12 protein-coding genes are annotated in these 18116 nt (G+C 32.0%); 1 reads left to right on the top strand and 11 read right to left on the bottom strand.

The features are described 5' to 3' along the window. Positions 1–160: 160 nt before the first annotated feature. The 4 genes from pnpS to ACVBFA_RS03435 form a co-directional block, all read right to left on the bottom strand. On the bottom strand, positions 161–1858 hold the full coding sequence (gene pnpS, locus ACVBFA_RS03420; protein WP_038812792.1) for a two-component system histidine kinase PnpS: 1698 nt from the start codon (positions 1856–1858) through the stop codon (positions 161–163). Then, positions 1858–2568 (bottom strand): response regulator transcription factor, encoded by a 711-nt coding sequence (locus tag ACVBFA_RS03425; protein WP_001830897.1) that lies wholly within the window; start codon positions 2566–2568, stop codon positions 1858–1860. Before ACVBFA_RS03425 ends, pnpS begins: the two co-directional genes overlap by 1 nt. A 423-nt stretch (positions 2569–2991) precedes the next feature. Then, positions 2992–4260 carry an NADP-dependent isocitrate dehydrogenase gene (gene icd, locus ACVBFA_RS03430; protein ID WP_002476138.1) on the bottom strand — a complete coding sequence of 423 codons (1269 nt, stop codon included), beginning with the start codon at positions 4258–4260 and terminating at the stop codon, positions 2992–2994. Between the two features lie 42 nt (positions 4261–4302). Further along, positions 4303–5424 carry a citrate synthase gene (locus ACVBFA_RS03435; RefSeq protein ID WP_002446658.1) on the bottom strand — a complete coding sequence of 374 codons (1122 nt, stop codon included), beginning with the start codon at positions 5422–5424 and terminating at the stop codon, positions 4303–4305. Between the two features lie 347 nt (positions 5425–5771). On the opposite strand from ACVBFA_RS03435, the gene ACVBFA_RS03440 reads away from it, so the two are divergent. After that, the gene (locus ACVBFA_RS03440; RefSeq protein ID WP_002486730.1) at positions 5772–7130 is read left to right on the top strand and encodes an amino acid permease; all 1359 of its coding nucleotides are present in this window, start codon (positions 5772–5774) and stop codon (positions 7128–7130) included. Between the two features lie 449 nt (positions 7131–7579). Here the strand turns inward: ACVBFA_RS03440 and pyk are convergent, their stop codons facing one another. The 7 genes from pyk to ACVBFA_RS03475 form a co-directional block, all read right to left on the bottom strand. Beyond that, positions 7580–9337 (bottom strand): pyruvate kinase, encoded by a 1758-nt coding sequence (gene pyk, locus ACVBFA_RS03445; RefSeq protein ID WP_002446660.1) that lies wholly within the window; start codon positions 9335–9337, stop codon positions 7580–7582. Positions 9338–9360: 23 nt separating this feature from the next. After that, positions 9361–10329, bottom strand: a complete 969-nt coding sequence (gene pfkA, locus ACVBFA_RS03450) for a 6-phosphofructokinase (protein WP_002446661.1) — start codon at positions 10327–10329, stop codon at positions 9361–9363. 177 nt (positions 10330–10506) lie between these two features. Continuing rightward, on the bottom strand, positions 10507–11451 hold the full coding sequence (locus tag ACVBFA_RS03455; RefSeq protein WP_002446662.1) for an acetyl-CoA carboxylase carboxyltransferase subunit alpha: 945 nt from the start codon (positions 11449–11451) through the stop codon (positions 10507–10509). Continuing rightward, positions 11451–12308, bottom strand: a complete 858-nt coding sequence (accD, locus tag ACVBFA_RS03460) for an acetyl-CoA carboxylase, carboxyltransferase subunit beta (RefSeq protein ID WP_001832673.1) — start codon at positions 12306–12308, stop codon at positions 11451–11453. The genes ACVBFA_RS03455 and accD overlap by 1 nt, the downstream gene beginning before the upstream one ends. A gap of 97 nt (positions 12309–12405) precedes the next feature. Continuing rightward, positions 12406–13635, bottom strand: a complete 1230-nt coding sequence (locus ACVBFA_RS03465) for an NAD(P)-dependent malic enzyme (RefSeq protein ID WP_002446663.1) — start codon at positions 13633–13635, stop codon at positions 12406–12408. A gap of 303 nt (positions 13636–13938) precedes the next feature. Further along, on the bottom strand, positions 13939–17136 hold the full coding sequence (locus ACVBFA_RS03470) for a DNA polymerase III subunit alpha (RefSeq protein ID WP_447158781.1): 3198 nt from the start codon (positions 17134–17136) through the stop codon (positions 13939–13941). Positions 17137–17159: 23 nt separating this feature from the next. After that, positions 17160–18098, bottom strand: coding sequence for a DHH family phosphoesterase (locus ACVBFA_RS03475; RefSeq protein ID WP_002486739.1), 939 nt, complete (start codon positions 18096–18098; stop codon positions 17160–17162). Positions 18099–18116: the final 18 nt, after the last annotated feature.

The raw sequence follows: 18116 nt of genomic DNA on the forward strand, positions 1-18116 counted from the left end.
AAAATTTCCCATCTATGAGTTTGCACTCATCTTATGTCTGTCAATGACAATATGTATTTTGGTTTTAATTAATAGCATGAGTCTTAACATTATATTTCTAAATAATAACTACAACAAAGGACACCACTTTGTCTGTACCAACAATGTAGTGCCCTCAAATTTAATTATCATTAAATAGAACTTTGAATATTGAACCTTTGCCAGGTTCACTTTTCACATCAATTCTACCGTTATGTGCTTCAACAATATGTTTTGTTATAGAAAGACCAAGTCCTGTACCACCTGAATCTCTACTTCTCGCTTTATCTACACGATAGAAACGTTCAAATATACGCTTTTGATCTGTTTCACTTATACCAATGCCATAATCTTGAATCTCTAAATATACTTTATTGTCATTTCTATATACTCTTACTATTACCTTATTATCTTCTGAGGAATAATTTATAGCATTTGATAGCAAATTAGTAATAACTTGCGCTATTTTATTTTCATGTGCCTCAATGATAACGTCTTTTTCAATTTCAGATTGTATTTTGATTCTCTTATTTTGTGCTTGTGTTTGTAAATTATCTATTATACTAATAGCTAATTCAGACAAATTCATATAATTTATTTCAAGTTCTTTTTGCTGTTCAATATGTGATAAATCTAATAGGTCTGTAACCAATGACTCTATTCTATTAGATTCTTTTAAAATAATATTTAAAAACATATCAAGCGATTGTTCATCATTTTTAGCACCTTCAATCAGAGTTTCTGCAAAACCTTTGATTGAAGTAATCGGTGTTTTGAGTTCATGTGACACATTAGCAACAAATTCCCTTCTAAGGTTTTCTAATTTCTGCAAATTAGTAATGTCATGAAGCACAACCACCATACCTTGTAAATTTTTTTTAGATTTAGTTAAAATGGGGATGCAAGATACATCGAAATATTTAGTATGTACGTTATTAATATCAACTTCTAATTGTTCATAGATAACTTTTTCAGTTCTAAAACTTTCAATAATCAATTTTTCGATACTATCATCTATGAAACCAATGTAACTTTTATTTTCTACCATTTGATCAGGGTTAAACACCTGATAATAAGCATGATTAGCAACTACAATTTCTCCATGTTTATCAATCATCAGTACTGAACTCGGTATATTTTCTAAGGTAGTTTTTAATCTATTGGATTGAATTTTTTGACTATTGTTTAATTTTTGCAATCGTCGCGCTAAGTCATTCGTAGTCACAAATAATGCTCTAGTTTCCTTCACATTACTTTCTGGAACACGAACATGGTAATATCCATCTGCAAGAAGTGATGTAGCATAAGTTACTTCATTGATAGGTCTAATATATGTTCGATTGATACTTCTACTTGCTAAATAAACCGTAAATAATACAATGACTCCAACAATAGACAAATATTTCCATAAATCCTTTTGTAAATCAATAATTTCATTATTAATTCCACTTATGTATATTGTTTTATTATCTATTGTATTCTTATAGGTGTAACGCATACCGAGTTTTGTATTTTTATTGATTAATTTCGAAGGATTAGCTTCATTATCAATTCTATGGTCAATATTTTTAATATTTCCACTTGAGTAAATAATTTTATCTTTATCGTTCTCTTTTATTAATATGATATTTTTTTCATTATGAGCTATATTAGTGATTTCTTTCTCTTTATTATTATTAAAGAGATTAATATAATTACGAGCTTCACTATCTAAGCTTTTAATTTGATTACTAGTTAATGTTTGATAAATTGTGTTGTGAATGATAGCGCCTAAACCAATAAAACTAATGATTGTAATAGTACTAATTAATAGTAATAAACGCAGATGAAACTTCAACATTAAGCTTTAGGTCTCTCCAGTTTATAACCTAAACCTCGTACAGTCTTTATCAATTTAGGTTGCTTAGGATTTTCTTCCAATTTATCTCTTAAGTGGCTTATATGTACATCAACAATTCGAGAATCTCCAGCGAATTCATAATTCCACACTGAATTCAACATATGTTCTCGGGTAATAACTCTTCCTTGTCTTTCAATTAAATATAATAACAATTCAAATTCTTTTGGCGTCAATTCTAATAATTCATCTTCTTTATAGACTTCAAAGAATTCAGGTCGTATTCTAATTGAACCAATGATAATATCTTCATCATCAACATCTTCTTTTTCAATTTCATTAACAAATTGAGAACGTCTTAATATTGCTTTAACTCTGGCAACTACCTCTCTAGGTGAAAATGGTTTTGTCATATAATCATCAGCACCTAGTTCTAGTCCTAAAACCCGATCAAATTCATCGTCCTTTGCTGTCAACATTAAAATCGGTACTAAATTTTTATCAGACCTGATTGTTTTACATACTTCTATACCATCTTTTTTTGGCAACATAACGTCTAATACAATTAGTTCCGGTTGTTCTGTTTCAACTTTTTTCAATGCCTCTTCACCATCATAAGCGACTTCGACTATATACCCTGCTGTTTCTAAATTATATTTTAGTAAGGTCACGATGGATTGCTCATCATCAACCACTAATATTTTTTGTGACATAGTGTGCCTCCTAATCTTTTTATACATTTATATTATAACTGATATTTAAATGGAAATAATATAGCTACACATCAAATTTACATAATCTTAATAAAAGTTATAATTTTACCCGTAATAATTATACATGATAGTAACATCGACTTATATTTTCTTGAAGGAAACTTTATTAAAAGAAATATGAAATTTAAACAGAGTGATTGTTCAAGATAAGAAGTGGGTTAAATTTGTATTAAATAAACATTTCTATCCCAATTCCAACTTGTTTTGTTTGTACAATTTATTGATGATATTCTCTCCACTGGATCGCAATGAAGTAAAAAAATGTTAGGCTTATTTTAAATTCATTGATCATACAAAAAACCTGAGACACTAATATTTTATGTCTCAGGTTCTTTGAAATTTTTATAAAAAAGTTAGTAAAAATTATCTAATATTCTTAATTAGTTCATCAGCAAAATCAGATGTTGAAACTTCTTTTGCACCATCCATAAGACGTGCAAAATCATATGTTACGATTTTTGAAGCAATTGTTGCCTCAATAGAGTCAGTGATTTTATCTGCGGCTTTTTGCCAACCTAAATGTTCCAGCATTAAAACTGAACTTAAAATTTCTGATGACGGATTAACCTTATTTAAACCAGCATATTTAGGTGCAGTACCATGTGTTGCTTCAAAAATAGCATGTCCAGTTTCATAGTTAATGTTAGCACCAGGCGCAATACCAATGCCTCCAACTTGAGCTGCGAGAGCATCAGAGATATAGTCACCATTTAAATTCATAGTTGCCACAACATCATGTTCAGCTGGACGTGTTAATATTTGTTGTAAGAAGATATCAGCAATAGAGTCTTTAATAATAATTTTACCCTCTTGTTCAGCTTTACTTTGTGCTTCATTCGCAGCATCTTTACCCTTTTGTTCAACAATTTCATCATATTGTTGCCATGTAAACACTTTATCACCAAATTCATTATGAGCTAAATCATAGCCCCACTGCTTAAATGAACCTTCAGTAAATTTCATAATATTACCTTTATGAACTAAAGTTACTGATTTACGATCATTATCAAGTGCATATTGAATAGCCGCTCTTACTAAACGTTCTGTACCTTCTTTGGATACTGGCTTTATACCAATACCAGAAGTTTCAGGGAAACGAATATTTGTTGCTCCCATTTCATTTTGTAAGAAATCGATAACTTTTTTTACTTCTGACGTACCTTGTTTAAATTCTATCCCTGCGTATATATCTTCGGTATTTTCACGGAAAATAACCATATCAACATCTTCAGGTCGTTTAACCGGTGAAGGAACGCCTTTGAACCAACGTACCGGACGTAAACAAGTAAATAAATCTAACTCTTGTCTTAGTGCTACGTTTAACGAACGAATTCCACCACCAATTGGAGTTGTTAAAGGACCTTTAACAGCAATTAAATATTCTTTAATTGTTTCTAACGTTTCTTGTGGCAACCATTCTCCAGTTTCATCGTAAGCTTTTTGACCTGCTAAAACTTCTTTCCATTCTATACGTTTTTCTCCATTATACGCTTTTTCAACAGCTGCATCGATTACTCGGCTAGCTGCTTTCCAAATATCAGGTCCAATACCATCACCAATAATAAACGGAATAATAGGTTCGTTAGGTACATTTAAACCATCTTTACCCTGTGTTATTTTTTCTGCAGACATACAATTAACCTCCATATTTTTAAGTTATAATACTAATTTATTTTATGATCTTTCTTCAATAGGCACATATTTACGATTTTGTTCACCTATATATTTAGCTCTTGGTCGCATAATTCTATTGTCTCGATATTGCTCTAAAATATGAGCAATCCAACCAGAAGCACGACTTACTGCAAATATTGGTGTGAATAAATCATGTGGAATATTCATACTATGATAGACTGTAGCACTAAAGAAATCGACATTAGGAATAAGTCCTTTTTCTTCTTTCATTCTCTTCTCAATGGCTAATGACATTTCAAACAGTTCACTTTGCCCTGTTTCTTCAGTGATTTTACGGCTCATTTCTCTTAAATATTTAGCTCTTGGATCACCATCTTTATAAACACGATGACCAAAGCCCATAATTTTATCTTTATTTGCAAATCTTTCATCTAAATAGTGATCAACATTATCAATGCTACCTATTTCTTTAAGCATTGACATCACTCGTTCATTTGCGCCACCATGTAATGGTCCTTTTAATGAACCAATAGCTGCAACAACACCTGAATACATATCTGATAACGAAGATACTGCGCAACGTGCTGTAAATGCAGATGCGTTAAGTTCATGATCAGCATGTAAAATTAATGCCTTATTAAATGCTTCAACTTCAACTTCTGTTGGTAGTTCTCCCCTTAACATATATAAGAAATTTGCTGCATAACTAAGTTCAGAATTAGGTTTAACAGGTTCTTTACCGTCTCTAACTCTAGCGAAAGCCGTTACTAAAGAAGCGATTTTAGCTTGAATACGAATAGCTCTATCATATTTATTCTCATCAGATTCATTTTCCGCTTCTGGATCAAAATGAGCTACATAAGATACTGATGTACGTAGAGCAGTCATTGGATGTACATGATCTGTCACATACTCCTCAAAATGCTTGTATACTCTAGTGTTAAGAGTCATATAATCAAATAATTTTTCTTTTAATTCACTTAGCTCTTTTTCATTAGGAAGTCTATAATTCCATAGTAAAAAAATTATTTCTTCAAATTGCGCGTTTTCTGCGAGATCGTCAATATCATAGCCCGCATATGTTAACTGACTGTCAATTATTGAGCTAATTTTAGTTTCAGCTGCAATAACCCCTTCTAAACCTCTTTTTAATTCTGCCATGATAAATTTCCCCTTTACTGTTTCTTTATGAAATGGCTTTCAATAAATATTATAGCTAAATTCAAACAATTTGTGAAACATTAAAAACATTCTCATATCAGTACAAGAAAAATCACTAGTCACCACTTATAATATTTGCCATCTAAAACCCCTAACAACACAGGTTTCCCCATACTTATCTCCTCCAAAAAATCACAATTGATTATGTCTTTTCGTTTAGTTATCAAGAATGATTAAAAAATATTAATAATAATTATGGTGAATTTTCACACTTTTTTTCGAAAAGAATTGTATAAATTGCATTATAAGTGCATAATATATATATCTTATAGTAAGGGAGTTGTCTTATGGCTGAGAATTTACAAAGAGAATTGAGCAATAGACATGTTCAATTAATTGCCATCGGAGGTGCTATAGGAACTGGTCTGTTCCTAGGTGCCGGACAAACTATCGCAATGACTGGTCCCTCAATATTACTTACTTATATTATTATAGGGTTCATGTTATTTATGTTCATGCGTGGATTGGGAGAAATTATTATTCAAAATACGAACTTCAAATCTTTTGCTGACGTGACCAACACATATATAGGACCGTTCGCAGGATTTGTAACTGGTTGGACTTACTGGCTATGCTGGATTATTACTGGTATGGCTGAAGTGACTGCAGTTGCCAAATATATAAGTTTTTGGTTCCCAGACATACCTAATTGGATTAGTGCTTTATTTTGTGTACTTATTCTAATGTCTTTCAATTTATTAAGTGCAAAGTTGTTTGGTGAGCTTGAATTCTGGTTCGCAATCATCAAAATAGTTACAATCATTGCATTAATCGTTGTAGGTGTAATCATGATTTTATTCGCATTCAAAACACCATTTGGTAACGCAAGTTTAACTCATTTGTATCAACATGGAATTTTTCCAAAAGGAGCTTCTGGATTCTTTATGTCATTCCAAATGGCATTGTTCTCATTTGTTGGTATTGAAATGATTGGTGTTACTGCAGGCGAGACAAAAGATCCAGAAAAAACTATACCTAAAGCTATCAATAGTGTACCTATTAGAATTTTAATCTTTTATGTAGGGGCATTAGCAGTCATCATGTCTATTATTCCATGGGATAAAGTAGATCCAGATAATAGTCCATTCGTTAGATTGTTTGCATTAATTGGTATACCATTTGCAGCAGGAATAATTAATTTCGTTGTTTTAACAGCTGCTGCCTCTTCATGTAACAGTGGTATTTTCTCAAACAGCAGAATGCTTTATGGACTTTCAAACCAAAATCAAGCACCACCAACATTTGCTAGTACTAATAAACATGGTGTGCCACATAAAGCGATTATTGCATCATCAGCTTTATTGTTAATTGCAGCGCTACTGAATTACATATTCCCTGATGCAACACTTGTATTTACTTATGTAACTACGATTTCTACAGTATTATTTGTTGTGGTTTGGGCATTAATTATTATTGCTTATATTAACTATAGTCGTAAAAATCCAGAACTTCATAAGAAAGCAACATATAAACTACCAGGCGGTCAATACATGGGATACCTTATTCTTATTTTCTTTGTTTTTGTATTTGCGTTGTTATTTATTAATGTTGATACAAGAAGAGCGATTTACTGCACGCCTATTTGGTTTATTTTATTAGGTTTAATGTACTTAAGATACAAAAAAGCTAATAAAGAAGCACGATAAAATTTACATCGACACTTAGTAATTTCTGATTACTAGTGTCGATTTTTTAATTTGTTTTAATGATATACTTTTCTTACTTTTTACTAATTGATGTCATCTAGAAACCTCTGATCTTATCTAGTTAATTTCTACAATTTTTATTTTTCAATGAATCATTCTTCTATTACTTTTATTAGTCAAACATAGAAAAATCCCTATATATTTAATTTTTTATAATTTGTTTTGTAAGTTATAAAAAGAATAAATTAGGATACAGATGACATTTGATGTTTTACCTTAAAATCGATAACTAGTATTGAAAAAGGTTGATTTAATCATTTTTAATTTCAATAATTAACTACCCTAATAATAAGAGCCTGGAACATAAATCAATGTTCCAGGCTCTCTTATGAATAGCTTTAAAGCTTTGTGATTATCAAATCTTCTTTTTTAATTTATCATTTGTTAAATTAAAGAACGTTAGCATAACCTTCAAACACTTTACCTTGTGACGCATCTAAAGTCACTAACATATCATTTTTAATTTCTTTAGTTGCTTGTTCTACACCAACAACAGTAGGTATACCTTTTTCTAAACCTATAATTGCGCTTGGTGAAGTAATACCATTTTCTTCTGTAATTAGACCTATAGCTTTTTCAACATATGGTACTAATGTTTCATCAACAGAATTTGTAATGATAACTTTATCAGATAAATCTTTACCTTCTAAGTCACTTGCACTATCTGCAACAATTGCATGGCCTACAACAGATCCTCTACCAACACCTTGGCCTTTAGCAATCTCATCACCTACTAAGTGGATTTTCATCATATTTGTAGTTCCTTTTTCTCCAGTAGGTACACCAGCAGTAATAATAATTAAATCTCCGTTTGAAACTCTACCAGTTTCGACTGCTGTTGCTACAGCATTATTTAGTAAAGCATCAGTTGTTTTACGTCCTTCTTTAACTACAGGATTTACTCCCCATACAATTGCACATTGTCTAGCAGTTTTTTCGCTAGGTGTTACAGCAATGATATCTGAATGTGGACGATATTTAGAAATTGTACGTGCTGTTGAACCACTTTCAGTTGCTGCTACTATAGCTTTTACATTTAAGTTTAAGGCAGTATGTGCAACAGAAACACCAATTGCATTGACTAATGATGTTTCAACTAATTTAGTACGATCACTTAATAATTTTTTATAGTCTTGCGCTGCTTCAGCAGAAACTGCAATATTACGCATAGTTTTAACAGCTTCTTCTGGATATTGACCTGCTGCAGTTTCTCCTGATAACATTACCGCGTCAGTACCATCGTATATTGCATTAGCTACGTCACTTGCTTCTGCACGTGTCGCACGTGGATTACGTTGCATAGAATCAAGCATTTGAGTCGCAGTAATTACAGGTTTTCCTAATTTATTACATTTTCTAATTAAATCTTTTTGAACCATTGGTACGCTTTCTGGCGGAATTTCAACACCCATATCACCGCGTGCTACCATTAATCCATCAGATACTTCAAGAATTTCTTCAATATTATCGATACCTTCTTGGTTTTCAATTTTAGGGAAAATTGTTATTTCTGCTTTTTCTTCTTCAAGAATTTGACGGATATCTAAAACATCACTAGGACGTCTTACAAAACTTGCAGCTATAAAGTCTACATTTTCCTTTATACCAAATCTGATATCATCGGCATCTTTATCAGTGATACCAGGTAAATTAACTTTAACACCAGGTAAGTTAACACCTTTTTTATTTTTTAATTCACCAGTATTTAAGATATCACATTTAACTTCGCCTTTATCTTTATTAATTTCTTTGACTTGAAGTTCAACTAGACCATCATCTAATAGTATATATGAACCAATATTGACATCATTGATTAGATTTTCATATGTTACAGAGAATTTTTCAGGTGTTCCTTCAACTTCATCCATACTTACAATGACTTCTTTGCCTTTTTCTAAAACAATAAGCCCATCTTTCATATTGTGCGTACGAATTTCTGGCCCTTTAGTATCCAATAACAAGCCAATTGTTTTATTTAAACGTTTAGCAACTTTACGAATTGTATCAATTCTTGCTTTATGTTCTTCATGACTACCATGTGAGAAATTTAAACGCGCAACGTTCATTCCTGCATTCATTAATTTTTCGAGCATTTCCTCTGATTCTGAAGCTGGTCCTATTGTACATACAATTTTAGTCTTTCTCATTTTTATAATCCTCCCAAATAAATTTAAATTGATAATTCTTTTGCTAATTCATACATTTGACTATTAAATTTGCGATCATTTTCAGCAAAAATTTCATCAAACGGTGTAGAAGTTAATTGATTATTCCTAATGCCAACACCTTTAGCTGTCTCGCCTTGTTTTAAAAGTTCAATAGCATATCCGCCAAGTCGAGAAGCTAATACTCGATCAGCACCAGATGGGCTACCGCCACGTTGAATGTGACCTAACACTGAAACTCGTGTATCAATGTTAATATACTTCGTTAACTCATCTGCACATTCTTGGCCGCTCATACAACCTTCTGCAACCATAACGATAGAATGTTTTTTTCCTCTTTTGATACCCTGTTCAATCTTTTCAGCTACATCTTTAATATCTGTATTGACTTCTGGTAAAACAATCGTTTCAGCTCCTACAGATAATCCAGCCCATAATGCTAAATCTCCACAATCACGCCCCATAACTTCAACAATAAACGTTCTTGCGTGACTTGATGCCGTATCTCTAATCTTATCGACTGATTCAATAATAGTGTTTAATGCAGTATCAAAACCAATTGTAAAATCCGTACCATTAATATCATTATCAATTGTACCTGGAATACCAATTGTTTGAATTTCTTTACATTCCTCACTAATTCGTTGTGCCCCTCTATAGCTGCCATCTCCTCCAATGACAACTAAACCTTCGATACCACGCTTACGTAAATTCTCAATAGCTTTCTTACGTACATCCTCTTCTTTGAATTGAGGGCACCTTGCGGAAAAGAGAAACGTTCCTCCTCGTTGTATTGTATCCCCTACTGAACCCAATTCAAGCTTATGAATATCATCATCAAGTAAACCTTGGTAACCTTGATAAACACCATAAACTTCAATATTATTGTAAATTGCTGTTCGAGTCACTGCACGAACAGCAGCGTTCATACCCGGAGAATCTCCTCCGCTAGTTAAAACTGCAATCTTCTTCATGACGACATACCTTTCCTTAACTAGATTTATCTTCAACTCTAAATTACCATAAATTTTTTTAACGTTCCATTAAAAGAAAGACAATTCATAGATGTAAACGTTTTAAAAATGTAATTTTTATTACAACATAAAAAAAAGAGCTAAAAGCCTAACAATTAGACTAATAGCTATACAAAATCACTCCACAACCGAACCAATTTGTCTAAATTTTTCAAAACGATCATTTGCTAATTCTTCAGGTGTGAGTTGCTTCAATTCATTTAAATGTTTAAGGAACATTTTCTTAATTGATAAGGCTTGCGCTTCTTCATCTTTTTGTGCACCACCAAGAGGTTCATTAATCACTTCATCTATGATACCTAAATCTAGTAAATCATGTGCAGTGATTTTCATAGTTTCAGCGGCAATTTGAGCTAAGTTACTATCTTTCCATAAAAGTGCAGCTGCACCTTCAGGTGAAATAACTGAATAAGTACTATTTTCAAGCATCAGAACACGATTTGAGATTCCAATACCTAAAGCACCGCCACTTCCACCTTCACCAATAACAATAGCAATAACTGGTACAGTTAATGAAGCCATTTCCATCAAATTTTTTGCAATTGATTCACTTTGACCTCTTTCTTCAGCTGCTTTACCCGGATAAGCCCCTTTAGTATCTATAAAAGTAAATACTGGACGATTAAATTTCTCTGCTTGTTTCATTAAACGCAAAGCTTTTCTATACCCTTCAGGGTGAGCCATACCAAAATTACGATAAATATTATCTTTCGTGTCTTTACCACGTTGTTGGCCTATAACTGTTACTGGCTTACCATCTAGATAACCAATTCCACCAATCATTGCTGGATCATCCCTATAAGTTCTATCGCCATGTAACTCAATAAATGAATCAAAAATATAGGAAATATAATCTAATGTGGTTGGTCTTTCTGGTAAACGAGCGATTTGAACACGATCCCAAGGTTTCAGATTAGTATAAACTTTTGTTGTTTCTCTTTTTAATGATGCTTCCAGCATATCTATTTCATCTTGAAGATCAACTTCGTTTTTTTCTTGAGATTCTTTTAAAGAATCAATTTTATTTCTAATTTCAAAAAGTGGTTTTTCAAAATCTAACATTAGTTACTCACCTCTTGATGGATTTTTAAAATATTTGATAAAGTCTCACGCATATCTTTTCGATGAATGACTTTATCAAGTTGACCATGCTCTAGTAAAAATTCAGCAGTTTGGAAATCATCAGGCAACTTTTCATTAATTGTTTGTTCTATAACACGTCTACCAGCAAATCCGATTAGTGCTTTAGGTTCACTTAAATTAATATCCCCAACCGAAGCAAAACTTGCAGAAACCCCTCCAGTAGTGGGATTAGTTATGTAAGAAATATATAATAGTCCTGCATCAGAATGTCTTTTTAAAGAAACACTAGTTTTCCCCATTTGCATTAAAGAAATAATTCCCTCTTGCATTCTAGCTCCACCACTCGCAGAAAACAGAATAAATGGCAAACGATGTTCTGTACAATAATCAATAATTCTACATATTTTTTCACCAACTACTGAACCCATGCTTCCCATTCTAAAACGAGCATCCATAACTGCAACACCATATTGTATTCCATCTAATTTCGCAGTACCAGACACTAACGCTTCATTAAGTCCAGTCTTCTGCTGATCTTTTTCAATTTTTTCTTCATATCCAGGAAAGTCTAATGGGTTAGCAGATGTCATACCTCTATCAAATTCTATAAATGACCCTTCGTCTGAAATTGCTTCTATTCTTTTATATGCGGTTAAAGCTATATGATGATCACAATTAAAGCATACATTTAAATTTTCATTCAATTCTTTTGTATACATTATTTTTTTGCATTTAGGACATTTTGTCATTATACCAGCAGGTACATCATTTTGTTTAGAATCTTGAACTGTTAAATATTTCTTTTTCTTACTTCGATTAAAAAAATCTTTAAACATTGGTAAACCTCCAAATATCCTCTGTTACTTCATTTAAAAAGACTTTACATATTTTGTAAAAGTCGTAATAGTACTAAAATATAGCTATTCGTTTAATCTATTTTAAGTCAGTAAGTTTCATAGTTTTATCAAATATTTCTTGTGTATCAATTTTAATTCTTGCTACACCGGATTCCATAGCAGCTTTAGCTACATTTTTGGCTACTGATGGAGCTACTCTTTTATCAAATGGTCCTGGTATACAATAATCGGGATGTAACTCATTTTCGTCGATTAAATGAACGATAGCTTCTACAGCTGCCTTTTTCATATGTTCGTTAATATGAGTAGCTTCAACGTCCAAAGCGCCTCTAAAAATACCTGGAAAAGCTAATACATTATTAATCTGGTTCGGAAAATCAGATCGACCAGTACCCACAACCTTTGCACCTGCTTGTTTGGCTTCATTGGGATTGATTTCAGGATTAGGATTAGCCATAGCAAAAATAATTGGGTCATCAGCCATTGTCTTCACCATATTTTGCGTCAATATATCCGCTACAGATACACCTATAAAAACATCTGCATCTTTAATCACTTCTTCAAGTGAACCTTCAACTTTATCTTTATTCGTCCACTTTGCTACATATGTTTTTGTATCATTCATACCTAAATTTCTGCCAGAATAAATAGCACCTTTTGAATCGCACATAATCATATTATTCACGCCATAAGCATGAAGTAACTTTACTATAGCGATACCTGCTGCACCTGCACCATTTAATACAACTTTTATATCCGTTAACTCTTTATTTACAATTTTTAAAGCATTGATTAACCCAGCCATAGTAACGATAGCTGTACCATGTTGATCGTCATGGAAAATAGGTATATTGGTCTCTTTCTTTAAGGTTTCTTCAATTTCAAAACAGCGAGGAGCTGATATATCTTCAAGATTAATTCCACCATAGTTGGGTTGAATAAGTTTAACTGTTTTTATGATTTCTTGAGTATCCGTTGTATCTAATGCTATCGGCACACCATTAATACCCGCAAAACTTTTGAACAGTGCTGCCTTTCCTTCCATTACTGGAATACTTGCTTCTGCTCCAATATTCCCTAAACCGAGAACAGCAGTTCCATCCGTTACAACAGCAACTGTATTTCCCTTAATAGTGTACTCATACACTTTTCTTGGATCTTCATGGATTTCTTTACAAGGTTCAGCAACGCCAGGTGAGTATGCTAGGCTTAATTGTTGCTTATTTGTCACTTTAACATTTGGTGTAATTTCTAGTTTACCTTGGTTCTCTCTATGCATTTCTAAAGCGTCATCTCTTAAAGACATTTAATCAACCCCTATTTTATTTTGTGAGAAGTCATTGAACTATATGTATTCAGTACATAAATCAATCCATGAATAGAAAACTGAATCATTTTAAATATACACGATTTACTAGTAAATATGTAGAACAATAGTACAATCATTGAAAGTAAATTGATTTTTAGATGTTGCAATTCAAATTATTTCTTCTGCTGATAAAACAGATTTAGTGTGTTAAATCAGAACAAAAAATAATTATAAAAGAAAAACTGATGATTAAGAAATAATCATCAGTTAACTATAACATAATTTAAAAATCGTTAAAAGTTAAATAAACCTAATATCAGCTGGTGAATAAGTTTGTATTAATAGATCAAAATTTTGAGGTTGACGTTCAATTTGTCCCAACATTGTCATCTTATTTGCACATTCGTCAAAACCATAAATATTTAATGCATGTTGTTTATTAGATTGCACTTTTGAATGTTCAAATTGTGGTTCAAGATGGGTTACATTACGTAAAATAACTTTTTTTGAATTAGACAATTTTGTTTGTTCATACGCTTCAACTTCAAAAAGTTGATTGATGATAAGTTGCATTTGCTGATTACGCTTTTCAAATTTACCCAATACGATATACATCTGTTCCTTTGAAATAGAAGTTTCGTATTTTTTAAACTTATCTGGGAAAATCACTCCATCCATCATCGTTCTTCCATCATTCATAGTTACAAATGCCATATTTTGACCATTCTTCGTTCTTATTTGTTTGATATGGTCAAATTGAACAAGTATAGGTTGATAGTGACTTCCATTAGACAATTGAAATATACCTAAATATTGTTTCTTTTCAAATTTCTTTTCAACTGGATGTTTACTAATATAGAATCCTAGGTATTCTTTTTCATAATCACTTAATAATTGATCAGGCAGTTCCTCTTTTTCTTCATATGATTGTTTAGGAGTTAAAAGATCGAAAAGCATATCATCTTGTTCAACATCAGAATTTAAATCTAATACTTGATCAATTGCTTGTAATAATGTCGCTCTAGTTTTGCCAAAAGTGTCGAATGCGCCTACTAAGATAAGAGACTCAAGTAATTTTCTATTTTTCACCCTTTTAGGTATACGTCTTGAAAAATCAAAGAAATCTCTATAAGGTCCATTCTGCTGGCGCTCATCAATAATTAATTTAACGCTTTGATATCCAATTCCTTTAATTGTACCTAAAGACAAATATATTCCTTTATTACTTGCCTTATAATACCAATGACTTTGATTAATATTGGGAGGCAAAATGCTAATTCTTTGATGCTTAGCTTCGTCAATTATAGCTGCAGTCTTTTTTTCACTTCCTATTACATTACTCAAGATATTTGCATAAAAATAATGAGGATAGTGCACTTTTAAATAGCTCATTATGTATGCAATTTTTGAGTAACTAACAGCATGGGCACGTGGGAACCCATAATCAGCAAACTTAAGTATTAAATCAAAAATTTGCTTACTTATCTGTTCACCGTAACCATTATTTTTTGCACCATCTATGAAATGTTGACGCTCACTCTCTAAGATTGCACGATTCTTTTTACTCATTGCTCTTCTTAAAATATCTGCTTCACCATAACTAAAGCCAGCAACTTGACTTGCAATCTGCATAATTTGTTCTTGATAAATGATAACACCATATGTGTTTTTTAAGATTGGTTCTAAATCAGGATGTAAATAAGCAACTTGGTTAGGATTATGTCTACGGGTTATATAAGTTGGTATTTCTTCCATTGGCCCTGGTCTATATAATGATGTGACAGCTACGATATCTTCAAAATGTTTAGGTTGCAATCTTTTTAATACGCTTCTAACGCCTTCTGATTCCAATTGAAAAATACCTGTAGTGTCCCCATTTGATAATAAATCAAACACTTTTTTATCATCATAAGGAATGGCTTCTATATCAATATTTATATTTAAATCCTTTTTAACTTGTAAAATAATTTGATGAATAATTGATAGATTGCGTAATCCCAAGAAATCAATTTTTAATAATCCTATACGTTCCGCTTCTGTCATAGTCCACTGCGTTAATAATCCTGTATCACCAGTTGTTAATGGCGCAAATTTGAATAATGGTTGATCATTGATAATGATACCTGCAGCATGTGTCGACGTATGTCTTGGTAAGCCTTCTAACTTTTTACTTACTTCAAACCAACGTTCATTTCTATGATTACGATGAACAAATGCTTTAAACTCTGTCTTCTGGTATGCTTCTTCAAGAGTTATACCTAATTTATGTGGAATAAGTTTTGAAATCTCATTTAAACTCGTTTCATCAAAACCCATTATTCTTCCTACATCTCTAGCAACAGCACGGGCTAACAGATGTCCAAATGTCACAATACCTGATACATGATGTTCACCATATTTATCTTGTACATACTTAATTACTTTTTCACGTCTCGTGTCTTCAAAATCAATATCAATATCTGGCATAGTTACACGTTCAGGATTAAGAAATCTTTCAAATAAAAGATTATATTTTAACGGGTCTATCGTAGTAATACCTAATAAATAACTTACCAATGATCCCGCTGATGAACCACGACCTGGCCCAACCATCACTTCATGTGTTTTAGCAAAATGAATCAAATCACTTACAATAAGAAAATAATCCTCGAAACCCATATCAGTAATAATTTTATATTCATGTTTCAACCGATCGTAATAAGTTTTGTCATTAAGTTCCCATTTTTGTAACCTATGTATAAGTATTGTCCAAAGATAATCTTTCGAAGTCTCACCATTAGGTGTCACAAATTGTGGCAACAGTGATTGATGGTATGCAATTTCTGCTTGGCATAATTTTTCAATTTCATTCGTGTTAGCAATCATATCTTCACTAAGATTTAGTGTTTGAAGTTCTTCCATACTAGGAAAATGTTCATCAAGTGTTTCTTTCTCATGTATTAAATCTAACTTAGTATTATCTCTTATGGCATGTAAAGCTGGAATGGTTTCAGCATCATCTTCATTTAAATATCTTGCAGATTGCATCCATACACGTTTGCCAGTCAATGTATTATTACTATTATGATTTAAATACAATTCTTTCTTACCTTCAAACGCATCAATGATTTGCTTATGAGACAACTCAGCCTCTTTAAATATGATAATTAAATGTTTATCATATTTTTTTAGCCATTCAATAGGTACTTCTCCTTTATTTTTCATCATTATAGCAGAAGAAAGTTGGTATAATGACTTGAGTCCTTGATTATTTTTTGCTAAAACAACTGTTTCAATAGTATAGAGACCATCCGTTAAATATATAGTCATACCAAATATGGGATGTATGTGAGCTGCAATACAAGCATCATAAAACTTTGGATAACCGTACAATACATTTGTATCGGTTATTGCAAGCGCACGGTATCCTTCTTTTTTAGCTTTATCTATTAATGCATCAATTCTCAAACTAGAATCTAACAGGTCAAAAGAAGTATGAATATTTAAATGTGCTACCATGGTCTCTTACCTCCTTTTAAAAATTATAACTTGTCGTTTAAAGCTTCGGCGAGTTGCTCGAATTGCTCCCAACTATTTACTGAAACTCCAGATGCATTTGGATGTCCACCACCACCAAATGTATTAGCGACATCATTAATAATAATATGACCTTTAGAACGCAACCTACATCTGATTTGATCTCCTTCATCAACGCCAAACATCCATATTTTTAATCCTCGAATATCTGCGATTGTATTTACAAATAAAGACGCTTCATTAGGTTGTATTTGAAATTTTTCAAGTATGTCTTTAGTTATTTTAACTTTGCAGAATCCTTTATCATTTAAATCAAAATTTTGCAATATATAGCCTTGAAATGGTAATAGTTTCGGATCTTTTTCAGACATTTTGTTTAATTCTTGGTTGTGATCAAAAGGATATGTAAGTAATTTTCCAGCAATTTGCATTGTCCGTGGTGTAGTATTATTAAATAAAAAACGTCCAGTATCACCGACGATGCCAAGATATAACAATCTAGCAACTTGTTCATCAATGATATGTTCATCATTGAAATGTGAAATGAATTCGTAAATTATTTCACTAGTGGAAGAAGCTTTGGTATTAACATAGTTTATATCTCCATACTGATCAGTAGCAGGATGATGATCAATTTTTAAAAGTTTGGTACCTGTATTATAACGTTGGTCATCTATTCTTGGCGCATTTGCCGTATCACATACAACTACAGTCGCTTTCTTATACATATCATTGTCAATTTCATCCATCAAACCTATAAATTTCAAAGAATCTTCATTAGTTCCTACAGCATAAATTTGTTTATCTGGAAACTTCTTTTGCAAGTAATATTTCAAACCTAATTGCGAACCATATGCGTCTGGATCAGGTCTTAGATGTCTGTGAATAATAATTAACTCACTTTGTTCTAATGCTTCCATTATTTCATTCATTTTTACTTCCATATTAATTACTCCCTTTAA

This window comes from Staphylococcus sp. MSU001 (genome assembly GCF_052976705.1).